Annotated in this window: 18 protein-coding genes and 1 pseudogene; 16 read left to right on the top strand and 3 right to left on the bottom strand. The window is 73.8% G+C overall.

Annotation, left to right across the window (positions count from 1 at the left end):
- On the bottom strand, positions 1-791 hold a 791-nt coding region (locus tag BJF79_RS12475), incomplete at its 3' end, for an ABC transporter permease (protein ID WP_143219866.1).
- A gap of 502 nt (positions 792-1,293) precedes the next feature.
- Complete coding sequence (locus BJF79_RS12470) at positions 1,294-2,046, bottom strand: ABC transporter ATP-binding protein (protein ID WP_143219869.1); 753 nt, start codon at positions 2,044-2,046, stop codon at positions 1,294-1,296.
- Between the two features lie 180 nt (positions 2,047-2,226).
- Between BJF79_RS12470 and BJF79_RS66775 the strand changes: the two are divergent.
- The 8 genes and pseudogenes from BJF79_RS66775 to BJF79_RS12440 form a co-directional block, all read left to right on the top strand.
- Positions 2,227-2,778 (top strand): annotated as a pseudogene (locus BJF79_RS66775) (sensor domain-containing protein); the annotation flags it as partial.
- Positions 2,736-3,305 carry a sensor histidine kinase gene (locus BJF79_RS66770; protein ID WP_410050077.1) on the top strand — a complete coding sequence of 190 codons (570 nt, stop codon included), beginning with the start codon at positions 2,736-2,738 and terminating at the stop codon, positions 3,303-3,305. The pseudogene BJF79_RS66775 and the gene BJF79_RS66770, both read left to right, overlap by 43 nt.
- Positions 3,306-3,437: 132 nt before the next feature.
- Complete coding sequence (locus BJF79_RS12460; RefSeq protein ID WP_075897232.1) at positions 3,438-4,076, top strand: LuxR C-terminal-related transcriptional regulator; 639 nt, start codon at positions 3,438-3,440, stop codon at positions 4,074-4,076.
- Positions 4,073-4,555 carry an NUDIX domain-containing protein gene (locus BJF79_RS12455; RefSeq protein ID WP_075897230.1) on the top strand — a complete coding sequence of 161 codons (483 nt, stop codon included), beginning with the start codon at positions 4,073-4,075 and terminating at the stop codon, positions 4,553-4,555. Before BJF79_RS12460 ends, BJF79_RS12455 begins: the two co-directional genes overlap by 4 nt.
- A 63-nt stretch (positions 4,556-4,618) precedes the next feature.
- Complete coding sequence (locus BJF79_RS12450) at positions 4,619-6,337, top strand: penicillin acylase family protein (protein ID WP_262401919.1); 1,719 nt, start codon at positions 4,619-4,621, stop codon at positions 6,335-6,337.
- Entirely contained in the window at positions 6,274-6,954 is a 681-nt protein-coding gene (locus BJF79_RS59590; protein WP_410050076.1) for a penicillin acylase family protein, read from the top strand. The genes BJF79_RS12450 and BJF79_RS59590 overlap by 64 nt, the downstream gene beginning before the upstream one ends.
- A 269-nt stretch (positions 6,955-7,223) precedes the next feature.
- The gene (locus BJF79_RS12445; protein WP_075897228.1) at positions 7,224-8,504 is read left to right on the top strand and encodes an alpha/beta hydrolase family esterase; all 1,281 of its coding nucleotides are present in this window, start codon (positions 7,224-7,226) and stop codon (positions 8,502-8,504) included.
- Positions 8,505-8,692: 188 nt separating this feature from the next.
- Positions 8,693-9,565 (top strand): alpha/beta hydrolase, encoded by an 873-nt coding sequence (locus BJF79_RS12440; protein WP_075897226.1) that lies wholly within the window; start codon positions 8,693-8,695, stop codon positions 9,563-9,565.
- Here the strand turns inward: BJF79_RS12440 and BJF79_RS12435 are convergent.
- The gene (locus BJF79_RS12435) at positions 9,555-10,481 is read right to left on the bottom strand and encodes a LysR substrate-binding domain-containing protein (protein WP_075897224.1); all 927 of its coding nucleotides are present in this window, start codon (positions 10,479-10,481) and stop codon (positions 9,555-9,557) included. The two genes, BJF79_RS12440 and BJF79_RS12435, sit on opposite strands and share 11 nt — an antisense overlap.
- Positions 10,482-10,592: 111 nt before the next feature.
- Here BJF79_RS12435 and BJF79_RS12430 point away from each other — a divergent pair, with 111 nt between their 5' ends.
- From BJF79_RS12430 to kynU, 8 genes are all read left to right on the top strand, one after another.
- Entirely contained in the window at positions 10,593-12,029 is a 1,437-nt protein-coding gene (locus tag BJF79_RS12430; protein ID WP_075897222.1) for a 2-hydroxymuconic semialdehyde dehydrogenase, read from the top strand.
- A gap of 76 nt (positions 12,030-12,105) precedes the next feature.
- The gene (locus BJF79_RS12425) at positions 12,106-12,891 is read left to right on the top strand and encodes a 2-keto-4-pentenoate hydratase (RefSeq protein WP_075897220.1); all 786 of its coding nucleotides are present in this window, start codon (positions 12,106-12,108) and stop codon (positions 12,889-12,891) included.
- Positions 12,888-13,625 (top strand): 2-keto-4-pentenoate hydratase, encoded by a 738-nt coding sequence (locus tag BJF79_RS12420; protein ID WP_262401918.1) that lies wholly within the window; start codon positions 12,888-12,890, stop codon positions 13,623-13,625. Before BJF79_RS12425 ends, BJF79_RS12420 begins: the two co-directional genes overlap by 4 nt.
- A 7-nt stretch (positions 13,626-13,632) precedes the next feature.
- The gene (locus BJF79_RS12415; RefSeq protein ID WP_075897218.1) at positions 13,633-14,079 is read left to right on the top strand and encodes a RidA family protein; all 447 of its coding nucleotides are present in this window, start codon (positions 13,633-13,635) and stop codon (positions 14,077-14,079) included.
- Entirely contained in the window at positions 14,076-14,675 is a 600-nt protein-coding gene (locus BJF79_RS12410; RefSeq protein WP_187356992.1) for a 3-hydroxyanthranilate 3,4-dioxygenase, read from the top strand. Before BJF79_RS12415 ends, BJF79_RS12410 begins: the two co-directional genes overlap by 4 nt.
- 10 nt (positions 14,676-14,685) lie before the next feature.
- Positions 14,686-15,732, top strand: a complete 1,047-nt coding sequence (locus BJF79_RS12405) for an amidohydrolase family protein (protein ID WP_075897216.1) — start codon at positions 14,686-14,688, stop codon at positions 15,730-15,732.
- Entirely contained in the window at positions 15,729-16,034 is a 306-nt protein-coding gene (locus BJF79_RS59585) for a hypothetical protein (protein ID WP_262401917.1), read from the top strand. Before BJF79_RS12405 ends, BJF79_RS59585 begins: the two co-directional genes overlap by 4 nt.
- The coding region (gene kynU, locus BJF79_RS12400; RefSeq protein ID WP_262401916.1) for a kynureninase at positions 16,031-16,985 on the top strand (955 nt) is incomplete at its 3' end. The genes BJF79_RS59585 and kynU, both read left to right, overlap by 4 nt.

Here is a 16,985-nt window from a genome sequence, read left to right as displayed (position 1 = left end):
CAGCGCGAGGACCAGCCCGCCCGCCGACGACGCCGCCGTCGCCCCGTTCGCCGTGAGCGAGGCCCCGAGGGCGTCACCCCGAGGGCCAGGAACACCAGCCCCGTGACGAGACGCCAGCGGGGCAGCCCGGCGGGCTCGGCGGCCGCGCCGCCGAGCGCCTCCACGGGATGGATCCGCGTCGCCCGCAGGGACGCCAGGAGCGCGGTGACGACGGCGGCGAGCATCGTGACCGCGAACGCGGCCAGTACCGGCAGCGGGCCGAGCGACGCCCCGAGCCCCGCCGGGAGCACGCCCGCGGACCTCATCGCGGCGAGCATCCCGGCGCCGAGGCCCAGCGACAGGATCCCGCCGATCAGCGCGGCCGGGACCCCGGCCCGCGCCGTCTCGCGCAGCAGGTCGGCGCGGACCTGGCCGGGCGTCGCGCCGACCGCGCGCAGCAGCGCCAGCTCGCGGGACCGCTCCCGGACCGACAGCGTGATCAGCCCCCCGACGATCACCAGCGCCGTCATGATCGCGACGATGCCGACGGCCATGCCGAGCTCGAAGAGATCGAACCGCGCGGCGGCCACCGACGGGTCCTCGACGTCGCCGCGCGCGTCTCCGGTGGCGACGTCGAGCTCGGGGACGGCCGCGCGCAGCGCGTCCGCGTCGAGGCCCCCGTCGGGGCGTCCGTCGGTGGGGTTCTCGTCGGTGAGCACCGCGAGGGCGTCGGCCTTGCCCGGATGCGCGTACAGGGCGGCGGCCGTCGCGGGCGCGAAGTACACCGTCCCGGACGGGGCCAGGCCCACCACGCGGAACGGCCGCGGCTCCGCGCCGGCCTGCAGCCGGACCGTCTCGCCGACCCGCGCCCCGGCGTCCCGGCCGGAGCTCGATCTCGTCGGCCGCGCGCGGCGCCCGTCCCGTCTCCGGTCCGACGCCGTCGAGGGTCGCCGACTCCCAGCCGTGCCCGGTGAACGCCCGGCCGTCCGCGCCGGCCACCGGGGAACGACACGTCCGCGACCACCTCCCGGACGCCCGGGACCACCCGCAGCTTCGCGGCGGCGGACAGCGGGACGCGGGCCCGCTCGGCCACCGGCCGGCTCGCCGCCGCGGGCGGTTCCCCGAGCCGGTCCACGCGCGCTTCCACGTCGCGCGGCCCGGTCACCACGGCCGCGGCCCCCGCGTACCGTTCCACCGGCGCGTGGGCGCGCAGCGCCGTCTCCACCACCACCCCGCAGGCGCCGACGAGCGCGGCGGCGAACAGCAGTGCCGCGAACACCCCCGCGAAGGCCCCCCGGTTCGTGCGCGCGAGGTTCACAGCGACTCCCAGCGGGACATGACGGCGGGGACGGTCGGCGCTGCCAGCTCGTCCACGATCCGCCCGCCGCTGAGGAACACCACCGAGTCGGCCCACGCGGCCGCCACCGGGTCGTGCGTGACCAGGACGATCGTCTGCCCGGTCGCGTCGGCGGCCTCGCGCAGCAGCCGCAGGACGTCACGGGCCGTCCGCGGGTCCAGCGCCGCCGTCGGCTCGTCGGCGAACACCACCTCCGGACGGGTGATCAGCGCGCGGGCGATCGCGGCGCGCTGCTGCTGGCCGCCCGAAAGCTCCGCCGGACGGTGCCGCAGCCGGTCCGCCAGCCCCACCCGCCGGACGACCTCGGCCAGCCGGTCCGCGTCGGGTTCGGTGCCGCCGAGCAGCAGCGGCAGCGCGATGTTCTGCTCGACGTCCATCGACGGGACCAGGTTGAACGACTGGAACACGAACCCGATCCGCTCCCGCCGCAGCCGCGTCCGCTTCGCCTCCCGGAGCGCGCCGAGATCGACGCCGCCCACCCGGACGGTGCCGGACGTGGGCCGGTCGAGCCCGGACGCGCAGTGCAGGAACGTGCTCTTGCCCGACCCGGACGGCCCCATCACGGCCGTGAAGCCGCCGCGCTCGAACGTCCAGGAGACCTCGTCCAGGGCACGCACATCGCCGTAGCTCTTGGTCACCGACTCCAAGCGCACCGACTCCGTGTGCACCGACTCCGTGCGGACCGCCGCCGCGGTGGTCCCGGCCGTCATCGCCGTCATGATCTCCTCCGTCGCAAGCTTCGTTTCACCTGTTCGAAGCTAGGTTTCGGAGGGGTCCGGCCACATCGACGCCAGATACACACTTCGTGGTGTAGCGGGCTACACCACGGTCTGGGGGCACGCCCCGGTGCGCGGCGCCTCCCGGTCGCTTACGGTGAGGCACGAGGTGACATGAACGGGCTACTGAGAAGGAGCGCGGACGGGACGGTCCGCCTCGCGATCGCGCTGCGGACGGCCGTGCCCGCGCTGCTGGGGCTGCCGCTCGCGCTGCTCGTCCTCGCGCTGGTGCCGGTCACGCTGCCGTGGCTGCCGCGGCTGACGGGGCCGCTGCGCGCGCTGGCGAACGCGGAGCGGCGCCGGGCCGGACGCCGGCTGGGCCGCGAGATCCCCGAACCGTACCGGCCGGCGGGCGGCCCGTCCGTCCGGCGGGGGCTGGAACTGCTGCGCTCGGCGGACCTGTGGCGGGACGTCGCGTGGCTGGCCGCGCACGGGACCACCGGCGTGCTCGCGGGCGTGCTGGCGATCGGGCTCTGGCCCGGGACCCTGGCCTCGTTCTCGCTGCCGTTCTGGTGGTGGGCGGTGCCCGCGGGCTCGCAGTCGGCGTTCGTCCCGATCGACTCCTGGCCGAAGGCGCTGACCCTGCCCTTCGTGCAGGCCGCCCTTTACCTGTTCCTGCTGCTGTGGGTCGTCCCGCGGGCGGTGCGGTGGCAGGCCGAACTCGCCGAGACGCTGCTGCGGCCCACCCGCCGCACGGCCCTCACCGAGCGGGTCGAGGAACTGACCGAGACCCGCGCGGGCGCGCTGGAGGCCCACGCGCCGAACTGCGCCGCATCGAGCGTGACCTGCACGACGGGACGCAGGCGCAACTCGTCGCCGCCGCGCTCCGCCTCGGCCTCGCCGACCGCCGCTTCGACGCCGACCCCGACGCGGCCCGCGCCCTGTTCCTGGAGGCCCGCGAGGGCCTGGAGGAGGCCCTCACCCAGCTCCGCTCGGTGGTCCGCGGCATCTACCCGCCGATCCTGTCGGACCGCGGGCTCGGCGGCGCGCTGCGGGCGCTCGCGGGCGGGCAGCCGATCCCGATCGAGATGGACGTCTCGGCCGCGGACGCCGCCGCCCCCGCGGCCGTCGAGGCGGCCGCCTACTTCGTCGTCGCCGAGGCCCTCGAACGTCGCCAGGCACAGCGGCGCCCGGCGCGCCCGCGTCACCGTCCGCCGCGACGCGGACCGGATGGTGATCTCCGTGCGGGATGATGGCAAGGGCGGCGCCGATCCCGCGCGCGGCACCGGCCTGGCGGGCATCCGCCGCCGGGTCGCCGCGCTCGACGGCGCCGTCCGCGTGCACAGCCCCGACGGAGAAGGGACGACCCTCGACGTGGACCTGCCGTGCGGATCGTGATCGCGGAGGACAACGTCCTGCTGCGCGAAGGGCTTGTGCTGCTGCTGACCTCGGACGGGCACGAGGTCGTCGCCGTCGCCGACACCGGCCCCGACGTCCTGCCCGCCCTGCTGGAGCACCGGCCGGACGCGGCCGTCCTGGACGTCCGGCTGCCGCCGGGCTTCAAGGACGAGGGCCTGCGCGCCGCCGTCGAGGCCCGCAGGCGGCTGCCCGGCCTGCCGCTGCTCGTCCTGTCGCAGTACGTCGAGGAGACCTACGCGGCCGAGCTGCTCGCCGGGGGCGCCGAGGGCGTCGGCTACCTGCTCAAGGACCGGGTGAGCCGCGTCGACGAGTTCCTGGACGCGCTGTCGCGCGTCGCCGCGGGCGGCACCGCCCTCGACCCGGAGGTCGTCTCCCAGCTGATGACCGCCCGGCAGGACCCGCTGTCGGCGCTCACCCCCCGCGAGCGCGAGGTCCTCGGGCTGATGGCGCAGGGCCTCGACAACGGCACCATCGCCGCCACGCTGGTGATCACCGAACGGTCGGTCAGCAAGCACATCGGCGCCGTGTTCGCCAAGCTCGGCCTGCCGCCCACCGACAGCGGCCACCGCCGCGTGCTCGCCGTCCTCGCGTATCTGAACGCGTGACCGGACGCGGGGAGCGGAGCGAAGCGAACGCGGGCGTCCGCGTGCGCCGTGCCGTCCGGGCGCTGCTGCTGGACGGCGACGACCTGGTCCTGCTGCGCCGCACCCGCCCGGACCGTCCCGTCTACTGGACGACCCCGGGCGGGAAGATCGAGCCGGACGACGCCGACCACGAGGCCGCGCTCCGCCGCGAACTCGACGAGGAGCTCGGCGCGGTCGCGGGCCCGCTCCGCGAGGTGTTCGGCTGCGACGAACAGGAACCCGCCCTGCGCCGCGTCCAGACCTTCTACGTGTGCCGCCTGCACGCGATGGACCTCTCCCGCCGCCACGGGCCCGAGTTCGACGACCCGTCCAACGGCCGCTACGACGTCGACCGCGTCCCCTGCACGCCCGTCGCGCTCGCGTCCGTCGCGCTCATCCCCGAACCGCTCGCCGCCTACCTGGCCGTCCACGCGGCGGAGCTGCCGGCGCTCGCGCCCTGAGGTCTTGCCAGAGATCACTTCCTGTGTCACGTTTGCGGGGCCTTAAGTGATCAAGGAGCCCCGATGCCGCGCATCGCCCCCCGTGCGGCGGCCGCCGTCCTGCTCACGGCCGCCGTCCTCGCGCCCGTCCCCGCCTCCGCCGACGCCCACGACGGGCCGTCGGCCACGATCCGGTACACCGAGTACGGCATCCCGCACGTCATCGCCGACGACTACGAGGGACTCGGCTACGGGACCGGCTACGCCGCCGCGAAGGACAACATCTGCCTGCTGGCCGACGGCGTCGTCACCCTCGGCGGCGAGCGCTCCAGGTACTTCGGCCCCAACGGCAGACCCGACGGCTCCCTGTCGTCGGCGTCCACGAACCTCGCCAGCGACGTCTTCTTCACGGGTATCAACGAGAGCGGCATCGTCGAGCAGCTCGTCGCCCGGCCCGCGCCGCACGGGCCGTCCGACGACATCCGCGCTCTCGGCCGCGGCTGGGCCGCCGGGTACAACCGGTACCTGCGCGAAGGGAAGATCACCGACCCGGCCTGCAAGGACGCCGCCTGGCTGAGGCCCATCACCGAGAAGGACGTCTACCGGCGCGCCTACGCCCTGGCGATGCTCGGCGGCTCCGGCATGGTCACCGACGAGATCGTCGGCGCGGCACCGCCCGGAGCGAACGCCCCGAAGGCCGCGGAACCGTCCCGGACGGACGTCGCCGAGGCCGTCCGGAACCTCATGGCGCAGACGGACATGGGCAGCAACGCCGTCGCCGCGGGCGCCGACGCCACCGCGAGCGGGCGCGGCATCCTGCTCGGGAACCCGCACTATCCGTGGCAGGGCGGCCGCCGCTTCTGGCAGGTGCAGCAGACGATCCCCGGCGAGCTGAACGTCAGCGGCGCCGGGCTCCTCGGCTCGGCCATCGTCAACATCGGGCACAACGACACCTTCGCGTGGAGCCACACCGTCGCGACGGGCATCCCGTTCACGCTCACCGAACTGCGGCTCGTCCCCGGCGACCCCACCTCGTACTTCGTCGACGGCCGCGTCGAGAAGATGACGAAGCGCGACGTGACCGTCCGGGTCAAGCAGCCGGACGGCTCGGTGAAGCCGGTGACCCGCACGCGGTGGAACACCCGTTACGGCCCGATCGTCACGGGCGTGTCGTCCCTCGACCTGCCCTGGACCGGGTGGAACGCCTACGCGATCACCGACCCGAACGCGCGGAACGTCCGGCTGCTGAACACGTCCCTCGCCTTGGGCAAGGCGGACACCACCGACGAAGCCGTACAGGCGCTCAAGCGGACCCAGGGCCTGCCCTGGGTGAACACCATCGCCGCCGACTCCCGGGGCGAGGCCCTCTACGCGCAGATCCAGGTCCTGCCCAACGTCACCGACGATTTCGCGGACCGCTGCAACAGCGTCCTGGGGCACCTGATGTACCGGATGGGCGGTATCGCGGTCCTGGACGGCACCCGCTCGGACTGCGCCCCCGGCAAGGCGCCTGGAACCCTGCAGTCCGGCATTCTGAACCCGGACCTGTATCCGGTCCTCGGCCGTTCCGACTACGTCACGAACTCGAATGACAGCCACTGGCTCTCCAACCCGGAGAAGCCGCTTACCGGATACCCCCGGATCATCGGTGACGAGGGGACCGAACGGAGCCTGCGCACCCGCAGCGGCCTCGTCGCGTCCGGGACCAGCTGGACGAGAGCAGGTTCACCCGCGCCGACATGCAGGACCTCGTCTTCGCGAACCGGAACCACGCGGGCGAACTGGCCGTCGAGGGCACCGTGAAGATGTGCCGCGACATGCGCCTCGGCGACCCCTGCGACGTTCTCGCGGAATGGGACGAGACCGCCGACACCGGCAGCCGCGGCGCCCTGCTGTTCGACCGCTACTGGCGCAAGGCCACCGCGGCGTGGGACCTGTGGAAGACCCCCTTCGACGCCGCCGACCCGGTCGACACCCCGCGCGACTTCAACACCGGCTCGTGGGCGGCCCGGAAGGCGCTCGTCGACGCGGTCGCCGAACTGAAGTCGTCCGGCATCCCCCTGGACGCGCCGCTCGGCGACCACCAGTACGTCACCCGCAACGGCGAACGCATCCCCATCGGCGGCGGGACCGAGGCGCTCGGCTTGCTCAACAAGATCGAGGCCGTCTGGACGCCCGGCGAGGGCTACACCGAGGTCCGGCACGGCTCCAGTTACGTCCAGGTGGTGTCGTTCGACGGGTCGTCCTGCCCCGACACCCGCACCCTCCTCACCTACTCGCAGTCGACGGACCCCACGTCCCCGCACTACGCGGACCAGACGAAGCTGTTCTCCAAGAAGCGCTGGGTCACCGAACGATTCTGCGCCGACGAGATCGAGAACGCCCCGAACCTCAAGGTCATCGAGCTGAGCCGGAACTGACCTCGCGAGAGCGCGGCTGATCGGACGGCCGGACGTACCGGGCTTGGACGTTGCTGCTTCCAAGGCCCGGTAAGAAAGTTCTCGCAATGCGAGAGCAGCAGAGTCGCCAGCGAGATGCCCTGCCTCGGCTTATCTGCCGTGTTCGTCCGGAACAGCTAAAAACTGCGCGAAGAAGTGTTGTTCGCGTGCGTTGGCCGCGGATGCGGACGGGGCTACGGTGGCGCGAGTTCCCCCGATGTGCCCGATGGCACGGCTCGGAAGGAGACGCCGTGAGGCTCTTCGCCCCCCGGTCCCGGCGCGGCCTCGCCGCAGCGCTCCTCGTCGGCTCGGCCTTCGCCGCCGTCCCGGCCGCGACCGCGGACGCCGCTTCGCCCGACCAGGACCGCATCACCGTCACCGTGGACGGTTCCCCGGCCTACTCGCTGACCGCCGACCTGTCGTCCGGCGGTATCGCCGTCCTCGACAACGTCGCGACCTACGAGACCGACAGGATCGAGGGGACCGGGACGCTCCCGGGCGCCGCGGGCGGCACCGCGAACATCTCTTTCGAGATCGCCAAGAACTTCTTCTCCCTGAAGGGCGAGTTCACCTTCGCCGACCCCGGCGCGGGCGTGGAGATCTCCGCCGACGTCGACGGCGGGATCACGGTTCCGGGGACGGCGACGGTGCGGTGGGAGGGGACCGGCACCGTCCGGCACGGCGGCACGTCCTCCGACCGGCGGGTCTCGTTCACGATCCGGGACCGTCGTCCCGACCCGGGAAACCACGCCGTCCGCTTCACCCACGCCGGGCAGGCCCGCAACGCGATCCTCCGCCTGCCCGACGACTACGACGGAACCCCGAGGCCGGCGCTGTTCCACTTCCCCGGCCTGTTCGAGACACCCGGCATCGCCGAGTTCTACGGCCGCATGGCCGACTACGCCCAGACCCGCGGTTTCATCATGGTCACCCCCGAGCACCACGGCGTCGGCTGGCAGGGCGTCCTGGGCGGCACGCCCGGCCCCGACGTCGACGACCCCGGCTTCGTGCGGCGGCTCCAGGACGTCCTCGTCGACCGGTTCAACGCCGACCCCGCGCGCCTGTACGCCTCCGGCATGAGCAACGGCGGCTTCTTCACCAGCAAAATGGCCTGCGAGAACGATCGCTTCGCCGCCTACGTCCCGGTCGCCGGACAGCTCAACGACCCCGCCGCGTGCCATCCCGGACGGCACGTCCCGATCGTCCTCGTCCACGGCGACGCCGACCCGCTCGTCCCGTACGCGACGGTGCGGCCCGCGCTCGACTTCTGGACGCGCAACAACGGCTGCGGCACCAGGTCCGTGGCCACGGACCTGCCCGACATCGCTCCCGACGACAACACCACCGTCGTCCGCCACGACCATCCCGACTGCCCGGCGGACGGCCCCGTGACCCTCTACGAGATCAAGGGCGGCGGGCACAACTGGCCCGGCGGCACGCCCTTCCTCGGCGCGTTCCTCGGCGGCACCACCTACGACATCGACGCCAACGCCCTGATCTGGGACTTCGTCTCCGGCCACCGCCTCCCCTGACCCGCCCGGACGGCCGGTCGGTGGGCGGTGCGCGCCGGGCCACCGGGCCCCGGGGGCAGGCCGGGCTCATCGGGAGGATCGTCTCGATCCCGACGGGAAGCCGCCGATCCGGCCGCATATCCGAACGGTGATACCGGGGACGGCGACAGGTATTTGATCGGCATCCCCCTGCGCGGCAGGGTGGGTCCGTGGACGATCTCAACGACTGGCCCGGGCGGGAACTCGACGACGAGGCGCTGGACGTCGCGTACAACGTGCGGCGGAAGGCGGGGCCCGAGCTGTTCGAACGGCACATGGCCCGGTACCTGGCGATGTCGGACGACGCGGTGGCGGGGCTGCCGGGGCACCCGGGGATCGTCTACGACGAGGCGAGCGGCGAGCGGCTGGACGTGTGGGGCGTCGAGGACGGGACGCCGCGGCCCGCCTTCGTCTTCGTGCACGGCGGCTACTGGATGGCGCTGTCGCGGCGCGAGTCGTCGTTCATGGCGCGGATGCTGCACGAGAACGGCGTCGCGACGGTGGTGCCCGACTACACGCTCGCTCCCGAGGCCGCACTGGACGAGATCGTCCGGCAGGTACGGGCGTCGATCGCGTGGGTGCACCGGCACGGGCGGGCGCACGGGCTCGATCCGGAGCGGATCGTCGTCGGCGGCAGTTCGGCGGGCGGGCACCTGACGGGGATGACGATGGTGGACGGGTGGCAGGAGCCGCTCGGGCTGCCCGGCGACGTGGTCAAGGCGGCGATGCCGTTCAGCGGGCTGTTCGACCTCCGGCCGATCACGCGGGTCTACGTGAACGAGTACGTGAAGCTCGACGTGCCGAAGGCGGCCGCGCTCAGCCCCGGGCTGCTCCCGGCGGGACGCCGCTGTCCCGCTGCCGTCGCGGGCGAGCACGACGGCGACGGGTTCCTCGCGCAGTCGCGGCGGTTCGCGCGGCACTGGGGCGTCGAGCCGCTCGTCGTGCCGGGGCGCGACCACTTCGACGTCGTCCTCGATCTGGCCGACGCGCGGACCGCGGCGAGCCGGACGCTGCTGGAGCTGATCGGGTCCGTCACGGGGTGATCGCGGCGGCCTCGCGGCGCAGGTGGTCGAGCATCAGCCGGGCCGACGGGGCGAGGGCGCGGTGCGCGGGGAGGGTGACGCCGACCTGGCGGCGCACGGTCTCCAGCGGGACGGGCAGCGGTGCGAGCTCGGCGTCGGTGCGGGCCACCAGTTCGGGCAGTGCGGCGATCATGTCGGTGTCGCGGACGAGCGTGCGGACGGTCAGCACCGAGGTGCACTCGACGAGGTTCGCGGGCGGTTCGAGCCCTTCGGCGCGGAAGAGCTGTTCGAGTTCGGCGCGCAGGGCGGTCTGTTCGAGGGGGAGCACCCACGGGTAGTCGAGCAGGGCCGACAGGGAAAGGCCGGGACGTTCGCGGGCCGGGTGGTCGCGGCGCGCGACGAGCCGGACGGGCTCGCCGTAGAGGGTGATCTGCCGGAGGGCGGGCTGCTCCTCGATGGGGTTGAGGCGTCCGAGGATCAGATCGATCTCCCCGTCGAGGAGGCGCGGGACCTGCGCGTCGAACGTGGCCTCCCGGACGGTCACCGTGATGCCCGGACGGCTCCGCTTGAGCGCCGCGATCGCGCGGGGCAGCAGGACGTTCGAGCCCGCGAGCAGGGTGCCGATCGTGACGGTGCCGACCTCGCCGTCGGCGAGGCCGCTGATCCGCTCGCCCGCCCGGCGCAGCTCGGCGAGGACGGCGCGGGCGTGCTCGATGAACGCGTCGCCGAACAGGGTGGGCGTGACGCCCCGGGGGCCGCGGGCGAACAGCTCGACGCCGAGGATGTTCTCGACCTCGCGGAGGCTGCGGGTCACGGCGGGTTGCGCGAGATGCAGGCTCTCGGCCGCGCGCAGGATGCTGCCCTGCTCCGCGATGGCGACGACGAGGACCAGGTGCCGCAGCTTGAGCCGTCCGTTGAGCAGGTCGATGGCGCGCATGCCCACTTGGTATCACAAATCCGGTATGCCGTGACGGGAGATTGGTATTTGCACGGCATAGCGGAGCGGGCGAGGATCGAGTCGTACGGGTGATCGCACGGGAGGTGGCGGATGAAGGCCGAGCACTATGTCGGCGGGGTGTTCCGATCGGACGGCCCGGCCTTCCCCCTGATCGCCCCCGCGGACGGCTCCGAGCTCGGCGCCGTCCCGGAGGCGCCGCGGGAGGTCGTGGACGAGGCCGTCGCCGCGGCCCGCGAGGCGCTGCGGGGACCGTGGGGGACGACCGGTGCCGAGGACCGCGCGGCCGCGCTGCGGAAGATCGCCGACGGGATCGAGGCGCGGTTCGACGAGTTCGTCGACGCCGAGGTCGCCGACACCGGCAAGCCCCGCGAGCTGGCCGCGACCGTCGACATTCCCAGGGCGATCGGCAACTTCCGCGCGTACGCCGATCTGCTTTACGGGCGTCCCGAACAGGCGTACACGACGCAGATCCCCGGCTGGAGCGGCGGGACGGGCCGGGCCCTCAACTACACGGTCCGCCGCCCGCTCGGCGTGGTCGCGATCATCTCGCCGTGGAACCTGCCCCTGCTGCTGCTGACCTGGAAGGTCGCCCCCGCGCTCGCGGCCGGGAACGCCGTCGTGGTCAAGCCGTCGGAGGAGACGCCGTCCACCGCGACGCTGCTCGCCCGGGTCGTCGACGACGCCGGGCTGCCGGCGGGCGCGTTCAACCTGGTCCACGGGCACGGGACGGACGCGGCGGGCGCGTTCCTCACCGGACATCCGGGCGTGGACGCCATCGCGTTCACCGGCGAGTCCGCGACGGGCGCCGCGATCATGCGCAACGCGGCCGACCACGTGACGCCGGTGTCGTTCGAGCTCGGCGGCAAGAACCCCGCGCTGGTCTTCGCCGACGCCGATCTCGACGCGGCGGTGGACGGCACCGTCCGCTCGTCCTTCACGCATTCCGGGCAGATCTGCCTGTGCACCGAACGGGTCTACGTGGAGCGCCCGGTGTTCGACGAGTTCGTCGCGCGGCTGGGCGAGAAGGCGCGGGCCCTCGACGGCTACGGGCCGATGATCTCCGCCGGGCACCGCGACAAGGTGCTGGGCTACTACCGGCTGGCCCGCGAGGAAGGCGCCACGGTCGTCGCCGGGGGCGGCGCGCCGGGCTTCGGGGACGACCGCGACGGCGGGTTCTACGTCGAGCCCACCGTGCTGACCGGCCTGCCGGAGAGCGCCCGGACGGTCCGGGAGGAGATCTTCGGGCCGGTGTGCCACGTCGCGCCGTTCGACTCCGAGGACGAGGCGCTGCGCCTCGCCAACGACAGCCCCTACGGGCTGGCCGCCACGATCTGGACGCGCGACCTGTCGCGGGCGCACCGGGTCGCGCCCCGCGTCGAGACGGGCATCGTCTGGGTGAACTGCTGGAACCTGCGGGATCTGCGCACCCCGTTCGGCGGTGTGAAGGCGTCGGGAATCGGGCGCGAAGGGGGAGAGTACTCACTGGACTTCTTCTCCGAGCCGGTCAACGTGTGCATCCAGATCTGAGAGCGAGACAGTGACACGAAACCCTGTGACACCGACCCCTGGGGCAGCGGACGACGGCGCGACCGCGGACGACGGCGTGACGGCGAACATCGACGCCGCCGCCGAGCGGCTCGCGGCGGCCCGCGCGTCCGGGACGCCGTGCGCGCCCGTGCGCGACCTCGTCACGACCCCCGAGGACGCCTACGCCGTGCAGGAACGCCTCACCGGGCGGCGGCTCGCCGAGGGGCACCGGCTCGTCGGCCGCAAGATCGGCCTGACGTCCCGGGCCGTGCAGGAGCAGCTCGGCGTCGGCACCCCCGACTTCGGGATGCTGTTCGCCGACATGGCCGTCCCCGACGGGGAAGAGATCCCGGCGGGCGCGGTGCTGCAGCCGCGCGCGGAGGCCGAGGTCGCGCTCGTCCTGGCCGCCGACCTGCCGCACGAGCGGCACACGGTCGCCGACGTGATCCGCGCGACCGCGTTCGCGCTGCCCGCGATCGAGGTCGTCGGCAGCCGCGTCCGCGACTGGGACATCACGCTGCCCGACACGATCGCCGACAACGCGTCGTCCGGCATGTACGTGCTGGGGAACCGGCCGGTCGCGCTCGCCGACGTCGACCTGCGGCTGTGCGGGGCGGTGCTGGAGCGGCGCGGCGAGCAGCTGTCGACGGGGACGGGCGCCGCGTGCCTCGGCCATCCGCTGAACGCGGCGCTGTGGCTCGCCGACACGATGGTCCGCGCCGGCCGCCCGCTGCGCGCGGGCGACACCGTGCTGACCGGGGCGCTCGGGCCGGTGGTGCCCGCCGCGCCCGGCGACGTGTTCGAGGCCCGCATCGACGGGCTCGGCGACGTCCGCGTCGCCTTCGGGAAGGAGGACCGGTGACCGCCGACGTGCAGGAACTCGCGACGACGCTGGAGGGGGCCGTCCGGGACCGCCGGGCGATCCCGAAGCTCACCGACCGGACGGACCTGGACGTCCCGGCCGCGTACGCCGTGCAGCGCGAGGTGATCGAGCGGCGCACCCGGCGCGGGGAGCGCCTCGCGGGCGTGAAGATGGGCTTCACCAGCCGCGCGAAGATGGTCCAGATGGGCGTCGACGACGTCATCTGGGGCCTGCTGACCGACGCGATGCTCGCCGAGGGGCGGGTGGACGTCTCCGGGCTGATCCACCCGCGCATCGAGCCGGAGATCGTGTACCTGATCGGACGCGAGGTGCGTTCGGCGGCCGAGGCGGAGTCGTGCGTCGCGGGCGTCGCCGTCGGCTACGAGGTGCTCGACTCGCGCTACGAGGGGTTCAGGTTCACCCTTCCGGACGTCATCGCCGACAACGCGTCCGCGGCCCGGTTCGGGTTCGGGGCCTGGCACGCGCCGCGCGACCTGTCCAACGTCGGGCTGCTCATGGAGATCGACGGGCGGCCCGCGCAGACCGGTTCGTCCGCCGCGATCCTCGGCGACCCGGCCCGGTCGCTGCGCGCCGCCGCCCGGCTCGCGCTCGACGCGGGCGTGCGGCTCGAACCCGGCTGGATCGTGCTCGCGAGCGCGCCACGGCCGCCGTCCCGCTGCCCGCCGGGGCGCACGTCCGCATCACCGGCGCCGGGCTCGGCGGCGTGGAGGTGACGACCTGATGGCGGCGGCGAACGGCGACGCGATCATGGTCGACGGCAAGGCGCGGCCGCGCGGGCGGTTCCCGCACGTCAAGCGGGCCGGCGACCTGGTGTTCGTGTCCGGGACGAGCTCGCGGCGGCCCGACGGGACGTTCGCGGGCGCGTCCGCCGACCCGATGGGCGTCACCGACCTGGACGTCCGCGAGCAGACCCGCGCGGTGATCGAGAACATCCGCGACCTGCTGGCGGCGGCAGGGGGCGGCCTCGCCGACGTCGTCAACGTCACCACCTACCTGGTGAACATGAACGACTTCGGCGGCTACAACGAGGTCTACGGCGAGTACTTCGACGAGACCGGCCCGGCCCGCACCACCGTGGCCGTCCACCAGCTCCCGCACCCGCATCTGCTGATCGAGATCGCGTGCGTCGCGCACATCCCCACGACCGGCGAGGAGGCCGGAGCATGACCCTTCCGCAGCTGACCTTCGGGCGCCCGTTCAACTTCGAGGCGTGGATCGAGGAGCACCGCGACCTGCTCAAGCCGCCGGTCGGCAACGTGCAGGTGTTCGACGACGCCGGGCTGATCGTCATGGTCGTCGGCGGCCCCAACCAGCGGACCGACTTCCACGACGACCCCACCGAGGAGTTCTTCTACCAGCTCAAGGGCGACATGGTGCTGCGCGTCATGGAGGAGGAGGGGCGCCCGCCCGTCGACGTGCGGATCGGCGAGGGGGACGTGTTCCTGCTGCCGCCGCACGTCCGGCACTCCCCGCAGCGTCCCGAGCCGGGCTCCATCGGCCTCGTCGTGGAGGTTCCGCGCCCGGAGGGCCTGCAGGAGGCGTTCGAGTGGTACTGCACCGAATGCCACCGGCTGGTGCACCGCGTCGAGCTGCAGGTCCGCTCGATCGTCGACGACCTGCCGCCCGCGTTCGACCGGTTCCTCGGCGGCGACCGCACGTGCCCGCACTGCGGCGCCGTCCACCCGGGCGAGCAGTGGCCCGAGCACATGATCCCGACCACCGGGACCCCCGCCACCGATTCCGACCGCGCGCCGCGCGCCTGATGGAGGCCCCGTGACCGTCATCGACGTCCACGCGCACGTCTTCCCCCGCCTCGGCCGCGCGGACGGCCGTGTCCTCGCCGACGAGGACGAGCCGTGGCTGCGCGTCCACGGCGACGGCACCGGCATGATGATGAGCGGTTCCAGCGAGTACCGGCCCGTCGAGGAGGGCCTGTGGGACCCGGTGCGGCGGCTCGCCGACATGGACGCCGCCGGGGTCGACGCGCAGGCCGTGTCGTCCACCCCGCTGATGTTCGGGTACGCCGCCGACCCGTCCCGCGCCGCCGACTGGTGCGACCTCGTCAACGACCGCATCCTCGGCTACTGCGCGCAGGACCCGGCCCGGCTGCTCCCGCTGTGCCAGGTCCCGCTGCAGGACGCCGAGCTGGCCTGCAAGGTCGCGACGCGCGCGGCCGCCGCCGGGCATCGCGGCGTCCACATCGGCAACCACGTCGGCGACCGCAACATGGACGATCCCGGCGTCGTCGAGTTCCTCGCGCACTGCGCCGACCTCGGCCTGCCGGTCCTCGCGCACCCCTGGGACATGCTGGGCGCCGACCGGATGCGCGGCCACATGCTGCCGTGGCTGTCGGGAATGCCCGCCGAGACGCAGCTCAGCATCCTCGGGCTGATGCTGTCGGGCGCGTTCGAGCGGATCCCCGAGTCGCTGCGGTTGTGCTTCTGCCACGGCGGCGGCAGCTTCGCGTTCCTGCTGGGCCGCGCCGACAACGCGTGGCATCGCCGCGACATCGTCCGCGCCGACTCGCCGCGCCCCCCGTCGGAGTACACCGACCGGTTCCACGTCGACTCCGCCGTGTTCGACCCGCGCGCGCTCCGGCTCCTCGTCGACGTGATGGGGGAGGAGCGGGTCATGCTCGGCACCGACTACCCGTTCCCGCTCGGCGAGCAGGACCCCGGCGCGACGATCCGGGCCTGCCCCGGCCTCGACGACGCCGGCCGCGCGCGGCTGCTCGGCGGCAACGCGCGGGAGTTCTTCGCCCTCGCCGGGACGGCGGCCGGCGAGGAGATCGAGGAGCGGATCGAGGAGGACGTGGCGTGAGCGCCGAGCACGAGGCACGCCGGCTGGACGAGGCGGACCCGCTGCCCACGCTGCGCGGCGAGTTCCTCGTCCCGCCCGCGCCCGGCGGGGCGTACGCGGAGGCCGCGTACTTCGCGGGCAACTCGCTCGGCCTCCAGCCGCGGGCGGTCGCGGGGCGGCTCCGCGAGGAACTGGACGACTGGGCGCGGCTCGCCGTCGAGGGGCACACGCGGGCCCGCCGCCCGTGGGTCGACTACCACGAACTGCTCCGCGGGCCCGCCGCCCGGCTCGTCGCGCCCGCCCGCACGAGGTCGTCGCGATGAACTCGCTGACGGTGAACCTGCACCTGATGATGGCGAGCTTCTACCGGCCGTCCGGGCGCCGCACCCGCATCGTCATCGAGGACGCCGCGTTCCCGTCCGACTCCTACGCGGTCGCCAGCCAGGCCGTCCACCACGGGCTCGACCCGGCCCGGACGGTCGTGCGGCTGGCGCCGCGCGACGGCGAGGAGCACCTGCGGACCGAGGACGTCCTGGCATTTCTCGAACGCGAGGGCGACACGGTCGCGCTGGTCATGCTCGGCGGCGTCAACTACCTGACCGGCCAGCTCATGGACATGCCCGCGATCACCAAGGCGGGACGGGCGGCGGGCGCCGTCGTCGGCTGGGACCTCGCGCACGCCGCGGGGAACGTCCCGCTGCGGCTGCACGACTGGGACGTCGACTTCGCCGCCTGGTGCACCTACAAGTACCTCAACGCGGGGCCGGGCGCGGTCGCGGGCTGCTTCGTCCACGAACGGCACGTCCGGGACGCGTCGGTGCCGAAACTGTCCGGCTGGTGGGGCACCGAGCCGTCCGTCCGGTTCCGGATGGACCCCGACATCGCGCCGCCCGCGTCCGCCGACGCGTGGCAGCTGTCGAACCCGCCGATCCTCGCGCTCGCGCCCGTCCTGGCGTCGCTGGAGATCTTCGACCGGGTCGGGATGGACGCGCTGCGCGCCAAGAGCGAGCGCCTCACCGGCTACCTCGCGTCCAGGCTCGGGTCCGCGCCCGGCGCGCGGCCGATCACCCCGGCCGATCCGGCGGCGCGCGGCACCCAGCTGTCGCTGCGGGTCGCGGACGCGGGCGGGCTCGTGCGGCGGCTCGCCGAGGCGCACGGCGTCGTCGCGGACGCGCGCGACCCGACGTCGTCCGGCTCGCGCCCGTCCCGCTGTACTGCACGTTCCACGACTGCCACCGCGCCGCCGAGGCCGTCGCCGACCTCGCCTAGCGGGA

It is taken from the genome of Actinomadura sp. CNU-125, from assembly GCF_001942465.1.
GTDB lineage: Bacteria > Actinomycetota > Actinomycetes > Streptosporangiales > Streptosporangiaceae > Spirillospora.
This window is presented reverse-complemented; position numbering and strand designations above follow the sequence as displayed.